Below are 18,429 nucleotides of genomic sequence, written 5' to 3'. Positions count from 1 at the left end.
GCCGAGATGAGCCGCAAGAGGAAGGTGAAGTTCCTGACCGAGGTGGAGCTGGAGTTCATGTCGAAGCTCTGGGAACTGGGGGAGGCGACGGTGCGCGACGTACAGGACGCGCTCGCGCCGGCGCGTAAGCTCGCCTACACTTCCGCTGCCACGATCCTGCGCATTCTCGAGCAGAAGGAATTCGTGACGAGCACCAAGGACGGCAAGACCTTCGTTTACCGTCCGGCGCTCGAGAAGGATGAATACCAGTCCCGATCGCTCAGGAACCTGTCGGAGAAGCTCTTTGACAATACGCCCGTCAGCCTCGTGGCGCGACTCGTCGACGACAACGACCTGTCCGAGGAGGCGCTCGACGAGATCCGGGCGCTCATAGACAATAGGCTCAGGGATGACAATCGCTAGCGCCCTCATAGACGCCTATCTGGACGTGAACCTGCTTCTGGTTCTGGTCTTTGCGCTGTGGCTGTTGGCCGGGCGCGGTCTAGCGCTTGTCGGGCTTTCGCATGCGGTCACCGCGCGTCTGCGTTTCCTGAGGGCGCTCTTTCTCGCTGTGCTTCTCAGTCCTGCCTTCGTCGCGCTCGTCTCGCTCGGGATGCGGTCGGGCTATGTGCCCGCCGACCATGCGGTCAACCTGTCCGATTTCATCGTCGCCCAATATCTTCAGGGAAACATCGACATGGAGGCCTCCCAGGTCGAACGGCTTCTGGGCGCCAGGGGCCGCGTCGTCGACGCGATGGCGGGACCGGTCGGGCAGGGGCTTCTTGCGTTCCTCGCCTCGGGCTTTCTTGTCTGCGCGATTCGGCTCGCCTTGGGCGTCGTGACGCTGCGCGGAATCGTGGCCGACAGCTACGCGTGGCGCCGGATCGGGCGGGTGGAACTGCGCTTGTCCGATACGGTCAGCGTGCCGTTCTCGACCCGGGGCCTTCGGACACGGATCGTGGTCCTGCCGTCGACGATGCTGGCCAATGAGCGCGACCGCGGGATCGCGCTTGCGCATGAATTGCAGCACCTGCGGCAGGGCGATGTGGAATGGGAGATCGCGCTGGGGCTGATCCGGCCGTTCCTGTTCTGGAATCCGGCGTTCTATCTCTGGAAGGCACGGATGGAGGAGTTGCGCGAGTTGTCGTGCGACCGCCAGGTCATGGCGCGGCGTCGTTACCGGGTGGCCGAATACTGCGACTGCCTGCTCAGCGTCTGCCACGACGGGTTGCGGCGTCGCCGCCTCCTGTCAGCGGGTGCGCCGGCGGTGGCGCTCGTCCGCACGGAGAACTGGATCTTCGGCGGCCGCTCCGCCGCACTTCTCAAGCGGCGCATGATGAGCGTGATAGAGGGACGGGCGGAGCGGCATCCGACTGTCATCTGCGCCGCTCTTACGTTGCCGATCCTTGCGCTGACGCTGGCGGCGTCGGTCGCGATACAGAAGCCGGGCGACTGGAGCCCGGACCGCATCATGCTGTCGACGATCGTCAATTTGGAGCGGCTTGAGGCGGTGAACGGGCCGGTGCCGAGCTTCGGATCGCCCGGATACTAATTCAGGCGCGCGCCCGTGCCGGGTTGCGGACATGTGGGCAGATCGCGCAAACTGGTTCTAACGGCGCGTCCGATCTGGCCCTACGAGTGCGCGCCGTTTCGTGATGATTTCGTCGAGAAGTTCGCGTTGCGACACCGCCCTGCTGCCGCGAAGGCGTGCCCCGGGCGGCTCGCCCGTATCCCTGGAAGGCAAGGCACATGAACAGCACGCTTCATTCCAACGATATTTCAGAGATCGTCGAGGCCGATCGCGCGCATCTCTGGCACCATCTCATCCAGCACAAGCCGTTCGAGACGAACGATCCCCGCGTCATCGTCGAGGGCAAGGGCATGCGCGTGTGGGACGCGAAGGGGAAAGAACATCTCGACGCCGTCTCGGGCGGGGTGTGGACCGTGAACGTGGGCTATGGGCGCGAGACGATCGCCAAGGCGGTCTACGACCAGCTCGTCAAGATGAACTACTTCGCGAATTCGGCGGGCTCCATCCCGGGTTCGATCTTCGCCAAGAAACTGATCGAGAAGATGCCGGGAATGAGCCGGGTCTACTACACCAACTCGGGCTCGGAGGCGAACGAGAAGGCCTTCAAGATGATCCGCCAGATCGCCCACAAGCGCCACGGCGGCAAGAAGCACAAGATCCTCTATCGCGACCGCGATTACCACGGCGCCACGGTCGCCACCATGTCGGCGGGCGGCCAGGATGAGCGCAATGCGCAATACGGACCCTTTGTTCCGGGCTTCGTCAAGGTTCCGCACTGCATGGAATATCGCAAGCAGTGGGACGTCGAGAACTACGGTGAGCGCGCTGCCGACGCGATCGAGGAAGTGATCCTGCGCGAGGGCCCCGATACCGTGGGCGGTCTCTGCCTCGAGCCGGTGACGGCAGGCGGCGGGGTCATCACGCCGCCGGAAGGCTATTGGGAGCGGGTGCAGGAGATCTGCAAGAAATACGAGATCCTGCTGCATATTGACGAGGTCGTCTGCGGCGTCGGCCGCACCGGAAAGTGGTTCGGCTACCAGCAATACGGGGTCAAGCCGGACTTCGTTACCATGGCGAAAGGCGTGGCGTCGGGCTATGCGGCCATCGCCTGCATGGTCACGACTGAGGCGGTCTTCGAGATGTTCAAGGACGACGCGAACGATCCGATGAACTATTTCCGCGACATCTCCACCTTCGGCGGCTGCACGGCGGGACCGGCGGCGGCGGTCGAGAACATGCGGATCATCGAGGATGAGGGGCTTCTCGACAACACGGTGAAGATGGGCGAGCGGACGGTGAACAATCTCCGCGCACTGATGGACAGGCACCGGGTGATCGGCGACGTGCGCGGCAAGGGTCTGTTCTGCGGAGCGGAGCTCGTGGTGGACCGGCAGACGAAAGAGCCGGTGGAGGAGAAGAAGGTCCAGGCCGTCGTCGCGGACTGCATGGCGCAGGGCGTCATCATCGGGGCCACGAACCGGTCGGTGCCGGGCTTCAACAACACGCTGTGTCTCTCGCCCGCGCTGATCGCCACCGCCGACGATATCGACGAGATCACGGCTGCCATCGACAAGGCCCTGACGAAGGTCTTTTCCTGAGGCAAGGGAAAGGGGCGCTGCCCCCGTCGCCGCGCGCCGCGGCGACTCCCCCGAGGTGTTTCGGCAATAAAGAAGCGGCGGGCGCGGCTTGACGGCTGCGCCCGTTTCCGCATTCTGGTGTTAGGTCCAGTTACGCGCTTGGATAAGGCCAGACATGTCAATTCCGGCAGAGGCGTTCTTCCTCACTCCCGGCTTCAACGGGACGCTGCAGCATGAGATCCAGCAGATGGTGGCCGAGGGCATCCTCAGGGGCCGGTTCCGGGCGGGGGAGAAGCTGCCGTCGAGCCGGCGGCTCGCCCGGCATCTCGGCGTCAGCCGGATCACGGTGACGCTCGCCTATACCGAGTTGGTCTCGGGCGACTATCTAACCGCGCGCGGGCGCTCGGGCTATTACGTGTCCGAGACAGCGCCAACGCAGCCCGACTTTAAAATGGACGACCGGCCACGCCAGGACAACGTGAACTGGGAACGGGTCGTGGGCCGTCGGTTCTCCCGCCACGAAGCGCCCGCCAAGCCACAGAACTGGCACGAATTTCCCTTCCCCTTCATCTATGGGCAGGTGGATGTCTCGCTCTTCGATCACCAGAACTGGCGGCAATGCGCCCTGCGCGCGCTTGGCAAGCGGGACTTCGAGGTCCTGACCGACGACTTCTACGAGCGCGACGATCCGATGCTGATTGAGTACATCATGCGCTCAATTCTGCCTCGGCGCGGGATCAGCGCCCGGCCCGAGGAGATCATTCTGACCATGGGCGCGCAGAATGCGCTCTGGCTCACCGCACAGGTTCTGATCGGTTCAGGCCGGAAGACTGCGGTCGAGAATCCCTGTTATCCGGGCCTCAGGGCGATCCTCGATCAGCTCGGCACCGAGGTCACGCCAGTCGATGTCGATGCCGAGGGCCTGCCGCCTGACGCGCTTCCCGCTGGCGTCGAGGTCGTCTTCACCACGGCGAGCCATCACTGCCCCACCAATGCAACGATGCCGATCGCCCGGCGTAGCGCACTTCTCGAACGGGCGGGGCGCGAGGACTTCCTCGTCATCGAGGACGACTACGAATTCGAAATGTCGTTCCTGAAATCGGCGGTGCCGGCCTTGAAGTCGCTAGATCGGGGCGGACGGGTGATCTACGTGGGATCGTTCTCAAAGTCGCTCTTTCCGGGGTTGCGGCTCGGTTATCTCGTGGCCTCGGAAGCGTTCGTGCGCGAGGTTCGCGCGCTCCGCGCCGCGATGCTGCGCCATCCGCCGGGCCATATCCAGCGCACCGTCGCCTACTTCCTGTCGCTCGGCCATTACGATGCGCTGATCAACCGGCTGGGCCAGGCCTACAAGCGCCGCCGGACGGTGATGGACGAGGCGATCAGCGCCCATGGGCTCGCCATCGCGGGGCAGGGCGCGTTCGGAGGATCGAGCTTCTGGATGCGCGCGCCCGAGTCGGTCGACACCGATCTTCTGGCCGCTCGGCTCAGATCGCGCGGTGTTCTGATCGAACCCGGGCGAGTGTTCTTCGCGCCGGGCACGGCACCGCGCAATTACTATCGCCTCGCCTATTCCTCGATCCCGCAGAACCGCATCCCGGAAGGGATTGGGATCATCGCCGAGACGATCGCGGAATCTGGACCTAGTCAGGCGGCGTGACTGGCCCTACAGGGCGGAACCGGGGCGACGTAGAAACAGCGCCAAAGGAGGGGCGAGCGCCCCGACGGAATGGCTGCGGCGGAGGAGAACGCGCATGAAGATGACCACCGAGGAAGCCTTCGTTAAGGTTCTGCAAAGACATGGGATCGAACATGCGTTCGGAATCATCGGGTCGGCCTTCATGCCGATCTCGGACTACTTCCCGCGCGCGGGCATCACCTTCTGGGACGTGGCTCACGAGTGTAACGGCGGATACATGGCCGACGGCCTGACCCGCACCACAGGCAAAATGGCGATGATCATCGCGCAGAACGGACCAGGCATCACCAACTTCGTGACCGCCGTGAAGACCGCCTACTGGAACCACACGCCGATGCTCCTGGTGACGCCGCAGGCCGCGAACAAGACGATCGGGCAGGGCGGCTTCCAAGAGGTCGAGCAGATGGCCGCCTTCAAGGACATGGTCGCCTATCAGGAAGAGGTGCGCGACGCCTCGCGCATCGCCGAGGTGCTGAACAGGGTGATCACCAAGGCCAAACGGCTGTCGGCGCCTGTGCAGATCAACATTCCGCGCGATGTCTGGACGCAAGTCATCGACATCGAGCTGCCGCCGATCATCGACTTCGAGTTGCCTGCGGGCGGCTCTGACGCGATCGCCCAAGCGGCGAAGCTGCTGTCCGAGGCGAAGTTTCCGGTGATCCTGAACGGCGCAGGGGTAGTGCTCGGCGGCGCGATACCGGCGTCGCAAAAGCTGGCCGAGAGGCTCGACGCGCCGGTCTGCTGCAACTACCAGCACAATGACGCCTTCCCAGGCTCGCACCCCCTGTTTGCTGGCCCCTTGGGCTACAACGGCTCGAAGGCGGCGATGGAGCTGATCTCGAAGGCCGACGTGGTGCTGGCGCTCGGGACGCGGCTCAATCCCTTCTCGACGCTTCCGGGCTATGGGATCGACTACTGGCCGAAGACGGCGAAGTTGATCCAAGTCGATATAAACCCCGACCGGATCGGCCTGACGAAGCCCGTCGCCGTCGGCATCGTCGGTGACGCGAAAAAGGTGGCCGAGGCGATCCTCTCGCAATTGGGGGACCATGCGGGTGATGCGGGAAGAAAGGAGCGCAAGGAACTGATTTCGAAGACCAAGTCAGCCTGGGCGCAGGAACTCACCTCGATGGATCACGAACAGGACGATCCCGGCACGAGCTGGAACGAGCGGGCGCGCAAGGCCAAGCCCGACTGGATGAGCCCGCGCATGGCGTGGCGCGCGCTCCAGTCCGCATTGCCGAAAGAGGCAATCATCTCTTCCGACATCGGCAACAACTGCGCCATCGGCAATGCCTATCCGTCCTTCGAGGAAGGCCGGAAGTATCTGGCCCCCGGCCTCTTCGGCCCGTGCGGCTATGGGTTCCCCTCGATCGTCGGCGCCAAGATCGGCAACCCCGATACGCCGGTCGTGGGTTTCGCCGGTGACGGCGCCTTCGGCATCTCGATGAACGAGATGGTGGCGATCGGCCGCAAGGAATGGCCGGCGATCACGATGGTCGTCTTCCGAAACTACCAGTGGGGCGCGGAGAAGCGGAACACCACGCTCTGGTACGCCGACAATTTCGTCGGCACCGAGCTCGACGAGGGCGTTAGCTACGCAGGCATCGCCAAGGCCTGCGGGCTGAAAGGCGTTCAGGCCAAGACGATGGATGAGCTGACCGACGCGCTCGACCAGGCTCTGAAGGATCAGAAGGCCGGCAAGACCACCTTCATCGAGGCGCTCATCAACCAGGAACTGGGCGAGCCCTTCCGCCGCGACGCGATGAAGAAGCCGGTAGAGGTCGCAGGGATCGACGCCGCCGACATGCGGCCGCAGCAGGGGGTCTGAGGCGATGACCCTGCCGCTCGGGCTCGCCCCTTGGGCGGCAGGGGCGCTCGGCCTCGCCTTTCTCGCCGCGGCCTTCGTCCGGGGCTATTCGGGCTTCGGCTTCTCGGCGCTCGTCGTCGCCTTCTCGGCGCTCCTGACCAACCCGGTCCTGCTCGTGCCGGTCGTGATCCTGTGCGAGATTGCGATGACAGCCGTCCAGTCGCGCGGCATCCGAGCCCAGATCGACTGGCGCCGTATCTGGCCGATGCTCGCCGGCGCGGCGGTGGCGATGCCTGTCTCGGTTACGCTTTTGGCGCGGGTGGGGGAAGAACCTGCGCGGCTCGCCATCTCGGCGCTCATTCTCGCGATGAGCCTTGTGCTCCTGTCCGGCTGGACGCTGCGGCGTCCGTTCGGCGCGGCGGGTCACGGCGCGGTCGGCGTCGCCTCGGGCGTCGCCAACGGCGCGGCGGTTGGCGGGCTGCCGGTGGCGGCCTTCATGGCGGCCCAACCGATCCCGGCGCCCGTCTTTCGCGCGACGATGGTCGCCTATCTCACCGCGATCGACCTCGTGGCGCTGCCGGTGATGTGGGCGAACGGCCTCGTCACCCGCGACACGCTCACAATCTTCGTCGCGGCGCTGCCGCTTCTCGCGCTCGGCGTCTGGCTTGGCGGGCGGCGGTTCCTCGCCGCCTCGCCGCAGGATTTCCGCCGGGCGACGATCCTTCTCCTGACCGCGCTCGCGACGCTCGGCCTTGCCAGATCGGTCATGTGAGGTCTGTTATGTCCGCGCCAGAGGAGGGCACCAATATGCATCGCGATACCCGCGCTGCCGGCGCGACAAGGACAAAAGTTGAACAGCGGGACCCGTTCCCTTTTCTTTCGCCAATCGAGCCGCACTGCCCCGAACGGCTTCTGGCCCAGGCGCGAAGCTGCAAGCGCCCGCGCGTGGCGCTCGTCAACGCCGGCGCAATCCACCCGCTCCAGGGCATCCGCGAGGCGGCCGACCACGGCCTCGCGGAGCCGATCCTGATCGGCGACCGGGTCAAGATCGCCGCGACAGCGGAGGAGATCGGCTGGGATATCGGGGGCCTGCGGCTGATCCATGCGCCGCGCGAGACGGCGGCGACGGAAGCCGCGCGGCTGGCGCGGGAGGGTGAGGCGGATGCGGTCATGAAGGGGCAGATCCACTCGACGACCTTCCTTAAGGCGCTTCTGCCCTCGGCGGCGGGGCTGCGCGATAAGGAGGCGCGCTGCGGCCATGTCTTTCACATCACGGCGCCGACGTCGGACCGGCCGCTTCTCGTGACCGACGCCGCGCTGAACGTGGACCCCGACATGCGGACCCGGCAGGCCTGTCTGACCCAAGCGGTGCGGCTTGCCGAGATCCTGGGTGTGACGCGACCGAAGGCGGGGCTTCTCGCGCCGTCGGAGGATGTGAGCCCGTCGATCCCCAACACCGAGGAAGCCGCCGAGATCGCCCGCTGGGCGAAAGACGCGCTTCCGGAGGCGGTGGTGCAGGGGCCGATGGCGCTCGACCTCATCTTCTCGCGCGCGTCGGCCGAGGTGAAGGGATACGTCTCCGACGTGTCGGGCGACGCCGACATCATGCTGGTGCCGAACATCACGAGCGGCAATGCGCTCTTCAAGCTCATGGTGCTCGGGATGGGGGCTTGCGCGGGCGGCGTGGTGATGGGTGCGCGCGTGCCGATCCTGCTCACCTCGCGGTCGCAGGCCGCGCCCGCGCGCATCGCCTCGGCGGCACTCGGCGCCATTGTCGCGGGTGCGGCATGATCCTCGTCGTCAATGCCGGCTCCTCGTCGATCAAGGTCGCGCTCTTCGCATCCGACCTGACCGAGGTGCTGGACGGCGCCGTCTCGGGCATCGGCGGCAGGGCGCGGCTGAAGCTCGGGGCGCGCGACGAGGAGGCCGACGCGCCCGACCACGACGCGGCGTTGGCGCTGATTCTCGCGGCGATACGTGACGCGGGCCATCCGGTCGAACGGTTCGGCGCGGCGGGCCACCGCGTCGTTCACGGCGGTCGGGCGCTGACGCGGCCGGCCCGGGTCGATGCCGATGTGCTCGCCGCGATCGAGGCTTGCATCCCGCTTGCGCCCTTGCACAACCCGCACAACCTCGCGCCGATCCGTGCGCTCGGGCGTCTTGCGCCCCGCTTGCCGCAGGTCGCCTGTTTCGACACCGCCTTCCACGCGACCAACCCCGAAGTCGCGCAACGCTACGCGCTGCCTGCTGGCGAAGAAGCGAAGGGCATCCGCCGCTACGGCTTTCACGGCATTTCGTATGCGAGCCTGACGGCGCGGCTTTCCTCGCTGCTCGGCTCGGCCCTGCCGGAACGCGTGCTGGCCCTGCATCTCGGCAACGGCGCGTCGCTCGCGGCGATCCGCGACGGCCGGTCGGTCGCGACCACGATGGGCTATTCGCCGCTCGAGGGGCTGACGATGGGTACCCGCACGGGCACCATCGACGGCAACGCCGTGCTCAGGATGGCGCAGGATCACGGGATCGACGGCGCGGCACGGATCCTAAATCGCGAAAGCGGGCTCAAGGGACTCGGCGGGGCGTCGGACATGCGCGCGTTGCACGCGGAGGGGACCGAGGAAGCGCGCTTTGGCATCGATCACTTCTGCTACTGGGCAGTGCGGCACTCGGGCTCCATGATAGCGGCGATGGGCGGGCTCGACTGCATCGCCTTCACCGGCGGTATCGGCGAAAACGATGCGGAAGTCCGGGCGCGGATCTGCCAGGGGTTGAGCTTTCTGGGCGCCGCGCTCGACCAGGACGCGAATGAGGCCCGGACGACGCGGCTAGAGGTGGGTGGATCGGCGGTCCCGATCCTGATCGTCCCCGCCGAAGAGGAACGCCACATAGCGGGCGAGGTTCTGAACGTTCTGGGGCAGGGCGTGTGCTGATGCGGTCCGATCAGTACATACGACTTGCAATGCGAGCATATCGGAACGAACGTTCCGATTGCGGGCAGGATTAGGAAACGAAATGGGCTATCAGCAGCCGACACTGGACACATCTCCCAAGGTCTCCGACGAAGTGCGGAGGACGACGTGCTACATGTGCGCCTGCCGCTGCGGGATCAACGTGCACCTGAAATCCGGCAACGTCAGCTATATCGAGGGCAACCGAGACCACCCGGTCAACAAGGGCGTGCTGTGCGCCAAGGGGGCATCCGGCATCATGCAGGTGACCGCGCCTTCGCGGCTCCGCGCGCCCCTGAAGCGCGTCGGTCCGCGCGGTTCCGGCGCGTTCAAGGAGATCAGCTGGGAAGAGGCGCTACAGACCGCCGTCGAGTGGCTGAAACCCCTTCGCGATCGTGCCCCCGAGAAACTCGCCTTCTTCACCGGCCGCGACCAGTCGCAGTCGTTCACCAGCTTCTGGGCCCAGGGTTTCGGAACGCCGAACTACGCGGCTCATGGCGGCTTCTGCTCTGTCAACATGGCGGCGGCCGGCATCTACACGATGGGCGGCGCGTTTTGGGAATTCGGTCAGCCGGACTGGGACCGCGCGAAGTTGTTCATCCTCTTTGGCGTGGCCGAGGATCATGACTCGAACCCGATCAAGATCGGCATCGGAAAGCTGAAGAAACGCGGCGCGCGGATGATCGGCGTGAACCCGATCCGCACCGGATACAACGGTGTCGCCGACGACTGGTACGGGATCACGCCGGGTACGGACGGCCTCCTGATCCTCTCCCTCGTTCACGAACTTCTGCAGGCCGGGAAAATCGACCTCGACTACCTCGCGCGCTGGACCAACGCGCCCTGCCTCGTGGACGAGACGGAGGGACCGGGGAAGGGGCTTCTCCTCCGGGACGAAGACGGAAAGCTTCTGGTCATCGACCGGAGGACGGGCAAACCCACGCCATTCGACCGCAAGGCCGTGAAGCCCGATCTGGGCGCGAGCCATGAAGGCTGCCGTACGGTTTTTCAGCATCTTGCCGAGCGTTACCTCTCGGACGACTACGCGCCCGAGGCGGTGGCAGAGCGCACCGGAATACCGGCCTCCCGCATCAAGGGCCTCGCCGCCGAGATCGCCCGCGCGGCCTTCGACCAACCGGTCGTGATTGAGCAAACCTGGACCGATTTCCGTGGCGAACGGCACGAGAAGATGATCGGCCGCCCAGTCGCCTTCCACGCGATGCGCGGTATCTCGGCCCATTCGAACGGCTTTCAGACTGCCCGAGCGCTGCACCTCCTGCAAATCCTCATCGGCTCGGTTGAAGTGCCCGGCGGGTTCCGCTTCAAGCCGCCATATCCGAAGCCTATCGAGGCCCATCCAACGCCGCATTGCGCCTATGTACCCGGCAAGCCGCTCAATGGTCCGCATCTGGGCTTCGTTCAGGGGCCTGAGCATCTCGCGCTGAAAGAGGACGGCAGCCCGGCCCGCATCGACAAGGGTTTCACTTGGGAGAACCCGCTTTCGGTGCACGGGCTCATGCATATGGTCATCCCGAACGCCCACGCAGGCGATCCCTACAAGATCGATACGCTCCTGCTCTACATGGCGAACATGTCCTGGAACTCGTCCATGAACACTGGCGCGGTCATGAAGATGCTGACCGACACGGACGAAAACGGCGAATACAAGGTCCCCCGCATCATCTATTCCGACGCCTACGCTTCGGAAATGGTGACCTACGCCGACCTGATCCTGCCCGATACCACCTATCTGGAACGCCACGACTGCATCTCGCTTCTTGACCGGCCGATCTGCGAGGCCGAGGCGGCGGCCGACGCCATCCGCTGGCCGGTGGTGGAACCGGATCGGGAGGTGCGGGGCTTTCAGTCGGTTCTGGTCGAGCTTGCAAACCGGCTGCAACTGCCCGGGTTCGTGGACGAGGAAGGCCGCGCAAAGTACCGGGACTACGCCGATTACATGGTCAAACATGAGCGCCGCCCAGGCGTCGGCCCGCTGATGGGCTGGCGCGGCACTGGTGACCAGACCGGGCGCGGCGCGCCGAACCCGGACCAGCTTCGGCGTTACATCGACAATGGCGGGTTCTGCGTGGAACATATCCCGGACGAGGCCACCTTCTTCAAGCCCTGGAACGCCGCCTACCAGGACTGGGCCGTCTCGATGGGGTTCTACGACAAGCCGCAGCCCTATCTCTTCTCGCTCTGGTCCGAGCCACTGCAGAAGTTTCGGCTGGCTGCCGAGGGGCACGGCGAGCGACAACCGCCCGATCACCTGCGTGAACGGCTGAAGCGGAGGATGGACCCGCTGCCGATCTGGTACGAGCCTTTCAGCGATGAGGCTGGAGCAGACTATTCCGTTCACGCGCTCACGCAAAGACCGATGGCGATGTACCATTCCTGGGGCTCGCAGAACGCCTGGCTGAGGCAGATACACGGGGTGAACCCGCTTTATGTGCCGACGAAGATCTGGAACGAGCAGGATTTCAATGACGGCGACTGGGCGCGCGTGACTTCGCCTACCGGCGAGATCGTGGTGCCGGTCGCGCATATGGCTGCGCTCAACGACAACACGATCTGGACCTGGAACGCGATTGGCAAGCGGAAAGGGGCCTGGGCGCTCGATCCTGACGCGCCCGAGGCAACGAAGGCATTTCTTCTCAATCACTTGATCCACGAACTTCTACCCGAGAAGGGCGACGGCCTGCGCTGGTCGAACTCCGATCCGATCACCGGTCAGGCCGCCTGGTTCGACCTCAGGGTGAGGATCGAGAAGGCCGATCCGCCCGACGAAGCTTTGCCTGCCTTCGAAGCGATCCCGTCGCCAGTGCCGCCCGCCCGGAGGAACCGGCCATGACCGCACTTCCGCCGCCCTCCGCCAAGAAACTCGGTCTCGTCATTGACCTCGACACCTGCGTTGGCTGCCATGCCTGTGTGACCGCCTGCAAGGGCTGGAACGATCAGGGTTACGGCGTGCCTCTGTCGGATCAGAACGCTTACGGATCAGAGCCTTCCGGCGCTTTCCTCAACCGCGTTCACAGCTACGAGGTTCAGCCCGAGTCAGGCCCGGCGCAGATCGTCAACTTTCCCCGATCCTGCCTGCACTGCGAAGACGCGCCTTGCGTCACGGTCTGCCCCACTGGCGCCTCCTACAAGCGCGCCGAGGACGGGATCGTCCTGGTGAACGAGGATGCCTGCATCGGTTGCGGCCTCTGCGCCTGGGCCTGTCCTTACGGCGCGCGGGAGCTCGATCAGGCGGCGGGCGTGATGAAGAAATGCACACTGTGCGTCGACCGGATATACAACGAGAACCTGCCCGAAGAGGATCGCCAGCCCGCCTGCGTGAAAACCTGCCCGACAGGCGCCCGGCATTTCGGCGACCTCGGCGATCCGGAGAGCGACGTGAGCCGGCTGGTTGCCGAACGGGGCGGATATGATCTGATGCCCGAGATGGAGACCCGGCCGGTCAACAAGTATCTGCCGCCGAGAAAGAAGGGGGCACCCGACGAAGTCTCTGTACTCGCTCCGCTTCTCGACGTGGAGTCGACCGGCTTCGCGGGCTGGCTCGACCGGCTTCTCGAGAGGTTCTGATGCATCCTGCCCCTTCGGTCATCGTCTTCACCGTCCTGTCGGGCGCGGGGTTCGGGCTTCTGGCTTTCCTCGGCCTCGGGGCTGCGGAGGTCTACGGAGCGGCGGCCTTCCTCCTTTGGGGACTTGGCTACGCGCTCGCAGTCATCGGGCTTCTTGCCTCGGCCTTTCATCTCGGCAATCCGCAGCGCGCGCTCATGGCCTTCTCCCAGTGGCGGACAAGCTGGCTCAGCCGCGAGGCCTGGGCGTCCGCCGGCGCGCTCTTGCTGCTTGCGCCCGTCGCGCTGGCGGCGGTCTTGGGCGGCGGGTTGCCGCCCGTGTTCGGCGCGTTGGGCGCGCTGGCCTGCCTCGCGACGATCGGAGCGACGTCGATGATTTACGCGCAGCTTCGCACCGTGCCGCGCTGGAGCCACTGGACGACGCCAGCGGTATTCTTCGCCTTCGCGCTGACCGGCGGCGCGATCCTGAGCGGGCAGCGGGCGCTTGCCGGAGGGCTGGCACTTCTTCTCGGGCTCTTGCTTTGGGCGGCCTTCCGGCTGGGCGACGAGCGGTTCCAAGCGGAAGGCACGACTCTCGGCTCGGCGACCGGGTTAGGGCGGATCGGTGATGTGCGCGAATTCGCTCCGGCCCATACCGCGTCGAACTATCTCTTGCGCGAGATGATCCATGTTGTTGGGCGTAAGCACGCGGCGCGGTTGCGCGTTGTGGCGCTTGCGTTTGCCTCGGCGCTGCCTGCGCTTGTTCTCCTGTTTCTGCCTGGTGGTCTTGTCTTCACTGCGCTCGCAGCCGCGCTGCATGTCGTTGGAGCCTTCGCCGCGCGCTGGCTTTTCTTCGCGGAAGCGGAGCACGTCGTCGGGCTCTATTACGGGCGGCGCTGATCCCGGCGCGGGTTTGCCAAGGTCTGAGCAGGATAGTCTGTGCCCCGGGGCGGCGACTCGCCCTACGACGGAAACACAACAAAGGCATCGCCCAGCCATGGGGCGAGGTCCTTGGCGGGCCCGACAAGACGCGTCGTCATTATCGTGCGCAGCGTGCGCGCGATTTCGGCGGCGCTGTCGCCCGCCTGGTCAGTCGGCGCGAACAGCGAGATCGTGCGCGACATCGCGGCCAATGGCAGGGGATGCAGATCGACCTGGTCGAGGAAGATCCGCGCCCGCAAGAGTGCGAGCGGAGTGGTGATCGAAAACCCCGTCCCGTTGGCGACAAGCGCCATGATCGACTGGTTGCTGTCGATCTCGAACCGGTCGAGCGGCGTAAGATCGTGGCGTGCGAGATGTGCTTCGATCTGGCGCCCCATGAGCGTGCCGCGATCGTAGCGCAGGAAGGGCAGCTTCGCGAGCGCATCAAGTTCGCGGCGGCGGGGAAGCGCGAATCCCTTCGGCACGGCAAGCACGTAGGGATCGCGCAAGAGCCCGTATTCCCGCATGCCGGGCACCGCATCCTGCGGACGGGCGGCCACGGCCACGTCTAGCGCGCGGCTGACCAGCATTTCAATCGCTTCGTGGCTTGGCGCGGTCGTGAGCCGGAACTCGCAATTCTTTAGGTTCTTGGCCAGCGCGACCACGAGGTCGGGCGTGATCTGGCTGTCGAAATCGTCGATCATTCCAAGCCGCAGGCTTTTCAGATGCGAGATGTCGAGCACCGTCAGTTCGGTCTGTGCCTGCCGGATCTGGCTTAGTGCTTCGCGTGCACGAAACAGGAAGACGCGACCAGCGGCCGTGAGCTTGAGCGGACGATGGGCACGATCGAACAACGTGCACCCAATCGCCGTTTCAAGGTTGGAGAGCTGCTGAGAGGCGGCGGGCAGGCTCATTTTCATTCGCCGCGCGGCCTCGGCCACAGTTCCGGTCTGCGCAATCGTCTCGAAAAGCTCGAGCGCTCTGAGCGTGATGCCTTTGCCCAACATGAACCGGAGAGCCTCCAACGCGGCATTGTATTTCAAAAAAATGAACCTGTTACCGATGCCGGTCAAGCACTGCGTGAGCGGGGCCGGTCAAACCCGGCACTGAAGAGGCGTGCGTCACGAAAGACTGAAAACCCATGCCGGTTCTTCCGCCACACGCCTTGAAGGGTTCTTCCTGTGAGAGCACTTCGCCAATAGGCCGGCGGCCCGGGAACGGAGAAAAGGGGACCATGCGGCCCGCGGAAATTCTGGGTCGAATGGGGCGCGAGGCCACGATCCTGCTGATGGAGCGCGCGACGACGCCGATCACGTTGCTTTCGTGGTTTTCCCATAGCTGCAGGTGCCAGGTCGGACCACTGCGTTCAGCGACAAGGCGGGTGGCGATCCGGGCCCGGTACTTGCCGGCTTTGAAACACGTCTCGAAGTAGGGGGGCGAGACGATCGCGATGCTCTCCTCGCCTGCGGCACGCGTCTTGGGCGTTTTCGCTTAATTGATTGGTCAGTCAACAACGGGCGTGAAAAATGTCGTACGCAGTTCATGATATGTCGTTTTTGGGTTCCTTGCCGGGCGACCGCGCGCCATAGTCGACCATGGTCGGGCGCCGGCCGGGGATGACAAGCAACAAGAATGACAAATCCGCTGGGGAACCATTCCTGATGGGCAATATCTCCCGTCTCGAGACTTTCTCGAATGAGTTCGTCTGCTTTGTCCGGGCCACGACGGATGGCGGCGCCACAGGTTGGGGGCAGTGCTCCACCTACAACGCCGACATCACGGCGCAGGTCTTTCACCGCCAGGTCGCGCCGCATGCGCTTGGGCAGGCGACGGACGACATCTTTGGTCTCGTCCAGCGGATCGAGGAGAAGGAGCACAAGTTTCCCGGCTCGTACCGCTGCAGAGCGCTCGCCGGGCTCGACACCGCGCTTTGGGACATGAAGGGACGGCGAGTGGGCAGGCCCGTCGTTGAATTGCTGGACGGTGAGCCGTGTGCAATCAGGGCCTACGCGTCGTCGATGAAGCGCGACATTACCCCCGAGGACGAAGCGGCCCGGCTCTGCCGGTTGCGCGACGAGCAGGGATTTGACGCCTTCAAGTGGCGCGTCGGCGCGGAGTGCGGCCGCGACGTGGACGAATGGCCGGGCCGGACAGAGGCGGTCGTCCCAACCGTCGCCCGGGCGCTCGGGGATGGGGTGGCGAAGCTCGTCGATGCAAATTCAGGCTTTTCGCCAGCTCGCGCGATCGAGGTGGGTCGCCTTCTCGAGGCCGAGGGTGTGTCGCATTATGAAGAGCCCTGTCCGTACTGGGAGCTTGCTCAGACGAAAGAGGTTACGGACGCGCTCGACATCGACGTCACCGGCGGCGAGCAGGACTGGGACCTTGCGACATGGGCGCGCATGATCGAGATGCGCGCGGTCGATATCGTCCAGCCGGACGTGATGTATATGGGCGGGATCGCGCGCACGCTGCTCGTCGCGAGGATGGCGGCCAAGGCGGGCCTATCCTGTACGCCGCACAGCGCCAACCTGTCACTGGTGACGATCTGCACCATGCATCTTCTGGGCGCGATCCCGAATGCCGGGAAGTACTTGGAGTTTTCCATTGAGGGTGCGGACTACTATCCTTGGCAGCAGAACCTGTTCCTGGGCGATCCCTTTGCCGTGCACGACGGAAAGCTCTGCATTCCGGACGGCCCCGGGTGGGGGGTCGAGATCAATCCCGCCTGGCTTGACGCAGCGGCGTATCAAAAGAGTGAGATTGAGGGTTGACGCTGCGCCGCCGCGCGGCCGTAATCGAACACAAACAGAACCCGAACAACAAGGAGGATATCATGACCGAACACGATCGCAGAATGGGCGGGCTCAGCCGCCGCGGGCTGCTTCAGGGGGCGACAGCCCTAGGCGCCGCGGGCTTGATTCTGCCCGCAAGCGTGCGCCGCGCGGCGGCAGAGCCCAAGAAGGGCGGCATCCTGCGGCTGGCGCAGGCGAGCGGCAGCACGACCGACAGCTCTGATCCCGCGACGTGGGACTCGCAGTTCGTCCAGGTCCTGCACACCGCACGCTGCGCCTATCTGACCGAGATTGCGCCGGACCATTCGCTTGTCGGCGAGCTCGCCGAAAGCTGGGAAGCCTCGGCGGATGCGGCCACCTGGACGTTCAAGCTGCGCGAAGGCGTTACCTACCACAGTGGCAAGACGATGACTGCGGATGACGTCATAGCCTCGATCAATCACCATCGCGGCGAAGACTCGAAATCGGCGGCCAAGCCGATCGTCGATCCGATCGTCGACATCAAGGCTGACGGTCCGAACGTCGTGATCTTCACGCTCAATGCGGGCAACGCCGACTTCCCGTTCATCATGTCGGATTATCACCTGCCGATCCTGCCCTCGGCGGACGGCAAGATTGACCCTACTTCGAACGACGGCTGCGGCGCCTACGTCATCGATGCCTGGGAGCCGGGCGTCTCTGCAAGCCTGACGCGCAACCCAAATTACTGGAAAGAGGGACGCGCCTGGTTCGACGGGATCGAGATGAACGTGATCCACGACGCCGCCGCACGCCAGAACGCGCTCATCACCGGCGAGGTGGACGTGATCGATCCGGTCGATCTTAACACCGTGGGGCTTTTGCAGCGCGCGCCGGGGATCGTCATTCTCTCGACCACGGGTACGCAGCACTACGTCTTCCCGATGGATACGCGCGCCGCGCCGTTCAGCGACAACAACGTTCGCCTTGCGCTGAAATACGCGGTCGACCGGCAGGAGATGGTCGACAAGATCCTGCAAGGCTATGGAAGCGTCGGTAACGACCACCCGATCGGCCCGTCGAACCGCTTCTACAACGCCGATCTGGAGCAGCGCACCTACGACCCCGACAAGGCGAAATTCCACCTCAAGGAAGCTGGCATGGACAGTCTGACCGTCCAGCTTTCGGCCGCCGACGCGGCGTTTTCGGGATCGGTCGACGCCGCGGTTCTCTATTCCGAAAAGGCGGCTGCCGCCGGCATCACAATTGAGGTTGTGCGCGAGCCAAACGACGGCTACTGGGACAATGTCTGGATGAAGAAGGGCTGGACCGCCTCCTACTGGGGCGGCCGTCCGACCGAGGACTGGATGTTTTCCACCGCCTACGCGTCGGGTGCGCCGTGGAACGAGAGCTTCTGGGAGAACGAGCGCTTCAACGAGCTTCTCGCCGCCGCGCGCTCCGAGCTCGACGAGGACAAGCGCCGTGAGATGTACTACGAGATGCAGGCCATCCTCTCGAACGAGGGCGGCACTGTCGTCCCGATGTATGCGAGCTACGTCATGGCGATGACCGACAAGGTTGCCCATGACGAACAGGTTGCGGCCAACTGGACGCTCGACGGCTTCCGCGCCCTCGAACGGTGGTGGTTCGCCTGAAGCTG

Annotated in this window: 14 protein-coding genes; 13 read left to right on the top strand and 1 reads right to left on the bottom strand. The window is 64.9% G+C overall.

Annotated features, from left to right (window positions below; all coding sequences use genetic code 11):
* Window positions 1-6: 6 nt before the first annotated feature.
* From DEA8626_RS07620 to DEA8626_RS07570, 11 genes are all read left to right on the top strand, one after another.
* Window positions 7-402 (top strand): BlaI/MecI/CopY family transcriptional regulator, encoded by a 396-nt coding sequence (locus DEA8626_RS07620; protein ID WP_108852405.1) that lies wholly within the window; start codon window positions 7-9, stop codon window positions 400-402.
* Window positions 389-1,531, top strand: a complete 1,143-nt coding sequence (locus DEA8626_RS07615; protein ID WP_108852404.1) for a M56 family metallopeptidase — start codon at window positions 389-391, stop codon at window positions 1,529-1,531. The genes DEA8626_RS07620 and DEA8626_RS07615 overlap by 14 nt, the downstream gene beginning before the upstream one ends.
* A gap of 197 nt (window positions 1,532-1,728) precedes the next feature.
* On the top strand, window positions 1,729-3,108 hold the full coding sequence (locus DEA8626_RS07610) for an aminotransferase family protein (protein ID WP_108852403.1): 1,380 nt from the start codon (window positions 1,729-1,731) through the stop codon (window positions 3,106-3,108).
* A 154-nt stretch (window positions 3,109-3,262) separates the two neighbouring features.
* Complete coding sequence (gene pdxR, locus DEA8626_RS07605; RefSeq protein ID WP_108852402.1) at window positions 3,263-4,744, top strand: MocR-like pyridoxine biosynthesis transcription factor PdxR; 1,482 nt, start codon at window positions 3,263-3,265, stop codon at window positions 4,742-4,744.
* Window positions 4,745-4,838: 94 nt separating this feature from the next.
* Window positions 4,839-6,614 carry a sulfoacetaldehyde acetyltransferase gene (xsc, locus tag DEA8626_RS07600; protein WP_108852401.1) on the top strand — a complete coding sequence of 592 codons (1,776 nt, stop codon included), beginning with the start codon at window positions 4,839-4,841 and terminating at the stop codon, window positions 6,612-6,614.
* A gap of 4 nt (window positions 6,615-6,618) precedes the next feature.
* On the top strand, window positions 6,619-7,365 hold the full coding sequence (locus tag DEA8626_RS07595) for a sulfite exporter TauE/SafE family protein (RefSeq protein WP_108852400.1): 747 nt from the start codon (window positions 6,619-6,621) through the stop codon (window positions 7,363-7,365).
* Between the two features lie 35 nt (window positions 7,366-7,400).
* On the top strand, window positions 7,401-8,384 hold the full coding sequence (locus DEA8626_RS07590) for a phosphate acyltransferase (protein WP_108852399.1): 984 nt from the start codon (window positions 7,401-7,403) through the stop codon (window positions 8,382-8,384).
* Window positions 8,381-9,520, top strand: a complete 1,140-nt coding sequence (locus DEA8626_RS07585) for an acetate/propionate family kinase (RefSeq protein ID WP_108852398.1) — start codon at window positions 8,381-8,383, stop codon at window positions 9,518-9,520. The genes DEA8626_RS07590 and DEA8626_RS07585 overlap by 4 nt, the downstream gene beginning before the upstream one ends.
* 82 nt (window positions 9,521-9,602) lie before the next feature.
* On the top strand, window positions 9,603-12,389 hold the full coding sequence (locus DEA8626_RS07580) for a molybdopterin oxidoreductase family protein (RefSeq protein ID WP_108852397.1): 2,787 nt from the start codon (window positions 9,603-9,605) through the stop codon (window positions 12,387-12,389).
* Window positions 12,386-13,123, top strand: a complete 738-nt coding sequence (locus DEA8626_RS07575) for a 4Fe-4S dicluster domain-containing protein (protein ID WP_108852396.1) — start codon at window positions 12,386-12,388, stop codon at window positions 13,121-13,123. The genes DEA8626_RS07580 and DEA8626_RS07575 overlap by 4 nt, the downstream gene beginning before the upstream one ends.
* A complete protein-coding gene (locus tag DEA8626_RS07570; RefSeq protein ID WP_108852395.1) occupies window positions 13,123-13,998 on the top strand; it encodes a dimethyl sulfoxide reductase anchor subunit family protein in 876 nt (291 codons plus the stop codon). The genes DEA8626_RS07575 and DEA8626_RS07570 overlap by 1 nt, the downstream gene beginning before the upstream one ends.
* Window positions 13,999-14,060: 62 nt before the next feature.
* Here the strand turns inward: DEA8626_RS07570 and DEA8626_RS07565 are convergent, their stop codons facing one another.
* Window positions 14,061-15,026 carry a LysR family transcriptional regulator gene (locus DEA8626_RS07565; RefSeq protein WP_108852394.1) on the bottom strand — a complete coding sequence of 322 codons (966 nt, stop codon included), beginning with the start codon at window positions 15,024-15,026 and terminating at the stop codon, window positions 14,061-14,063.
* A 654-nt stretch (window positions 15,027-15,680) separates the two neighbouring features.
* Here DEA8626_RS07565 and DEA8626_RS07555 point away from each other — a divergent pair.
* Together DEA8626_RS07555 and DEA8626_RS07550 are read left to right on the top strand one after the other, a co-directional pair.
* Entirely contained in the window at window positions 15,681-16,790 is a 1,110-nt protein-coding gene (locus DEA8626_RS07555) for a mandelate racemase/muconate lactonizing enzyme family protein (protein ID WP_108853364.1), read from the top strand.
* A gap of 62 nt (window positions 16,791-16,852) precedes the next feature.
* A complete protein-coding gene (locus tag DEA8626_RS07550) occupies window positions 16,853-18,424 on the top strand; it encodes an ABC transporter substrate-binding protein (protein WP_108853363.1) in 1,572 nt (523 codons plus the stop codon).
* Window positions 18,425-18,429: the final 5 nt, after the last annotated feature.

Origin of the sequence: Defluviimonas aquaemixtae (genome assembly GCF_900302475.1) — a bacterium.
Taxonomy (GTDB): Bacteria; Pseudomonadota; Alphaproteobacteria; order Rhodobacterales; family Rhodobacteraceae; genus Albidovulum; species Albidovulum aquaemixtae.
Note: the sequence above shows the minus strand (reverse complement) of the source record. Positions and strands in the feature narration are given on the sequence as shown.

Bases quoted from the DNA above. Each gene is read 5' to 3' on its own strand.
- pdxR (WP_108852402.1), top strand. From the start codon at position 3,263: ATGTCAATTCCGGCAGAGGCGTTCTTCCTCACTCCCGGCTTCAACGGG.
- xsc (WP_108852401.1), top strand. From the start codon at position 4,839: ATGAAGATGACCACCGAGGAAGCCTTCGTTAAGGTTCTGCAAAGACAT.
- DEA8626_RS07570 (WP_108852395.1), top strand. From the start codon at position 13,123: ATGCATCCTGCCCCTTCGGTCATCGTCTTCACCGTCCTGTCGGGCGCG.
- DEA8626_RS07615 (WP_108852404.1), top strand. From the start codon at position 389: ATGACAATCGCTAGCGCCCTCATAGACGCCTATCTGGACGTGAACCTG.
- DEA8626_RS07620 (WP_108852405.1), top strand. From the start codon at position 7: ATGAGCCGCAAGAGGAAGGTGAAGTTCCTGACCGAGGTGGAGCTGGAG.
- DEA8626_RS07555 (WP_108853364.1), top strand. From the start codon at position 15,681: ATGGGCAATATCTCCCGTCTCGAGACTTTCTCGAATGAGTTCGTCTGC.
- DEA8626_RS07565 (WP_108852394.1), bottom strand. From the start codon at position 15,026: ATGTTGGGCAAAGGCATCACGCTCAGAGCGCTCGAGCTTTTCGAGACG.
- DEA8626_RS07550 (WP_108853363.1), top strand. From the start codon at position 16,853: ATGACCGAACACGATCGCAGAATGGGCGGGCTCAGCCGCCGCGGGCTG.
- DEA8626_RS07575 (WP_108852396.1), top strand. From the start codon at position 12,386: ATGACCGCACTTCCGCCGCCCTCCGCCAAGAAACTCGGTCTCGTCATT.
- DEA8626_RS07595 (WP_108852400.1), top strand. From the start codon at position 6,619: ATGACCCTGCCGCTCGGGCTCGCCCCTTGGGCGGCAGGGGCGCTCGGC.
- DEA8626_RS07610 (WP_108852403.1), top strand. From the start codon at position 1,729: ATGAACAGCACGCTTCATTCCAACGATATTTCAGAGATCGTCGAGGCC.
- DEA8626_RS07585 (WP_108852398.1), top strand. From the start codon at position 8,381: ATGATCCTCGTCGTCAATGCCGGCTCCTCGTCGATCAAGGTCGCGCTC.
- DEA8626_RS07590 (WP_108852399.1), top strand. From the start codon at position 7,401: ATGCATCGCGATACCCGCGCTGCCGGCGCGACAAGGACAAAAGTTGAA.
- DEA8626_RS07580 (WP_108852397.1), top strand. From the start codon at position 9,603: ATGGGCTATCAGCAGCCGACACTGGACACATCTCCCAAGGTCTCCGAC.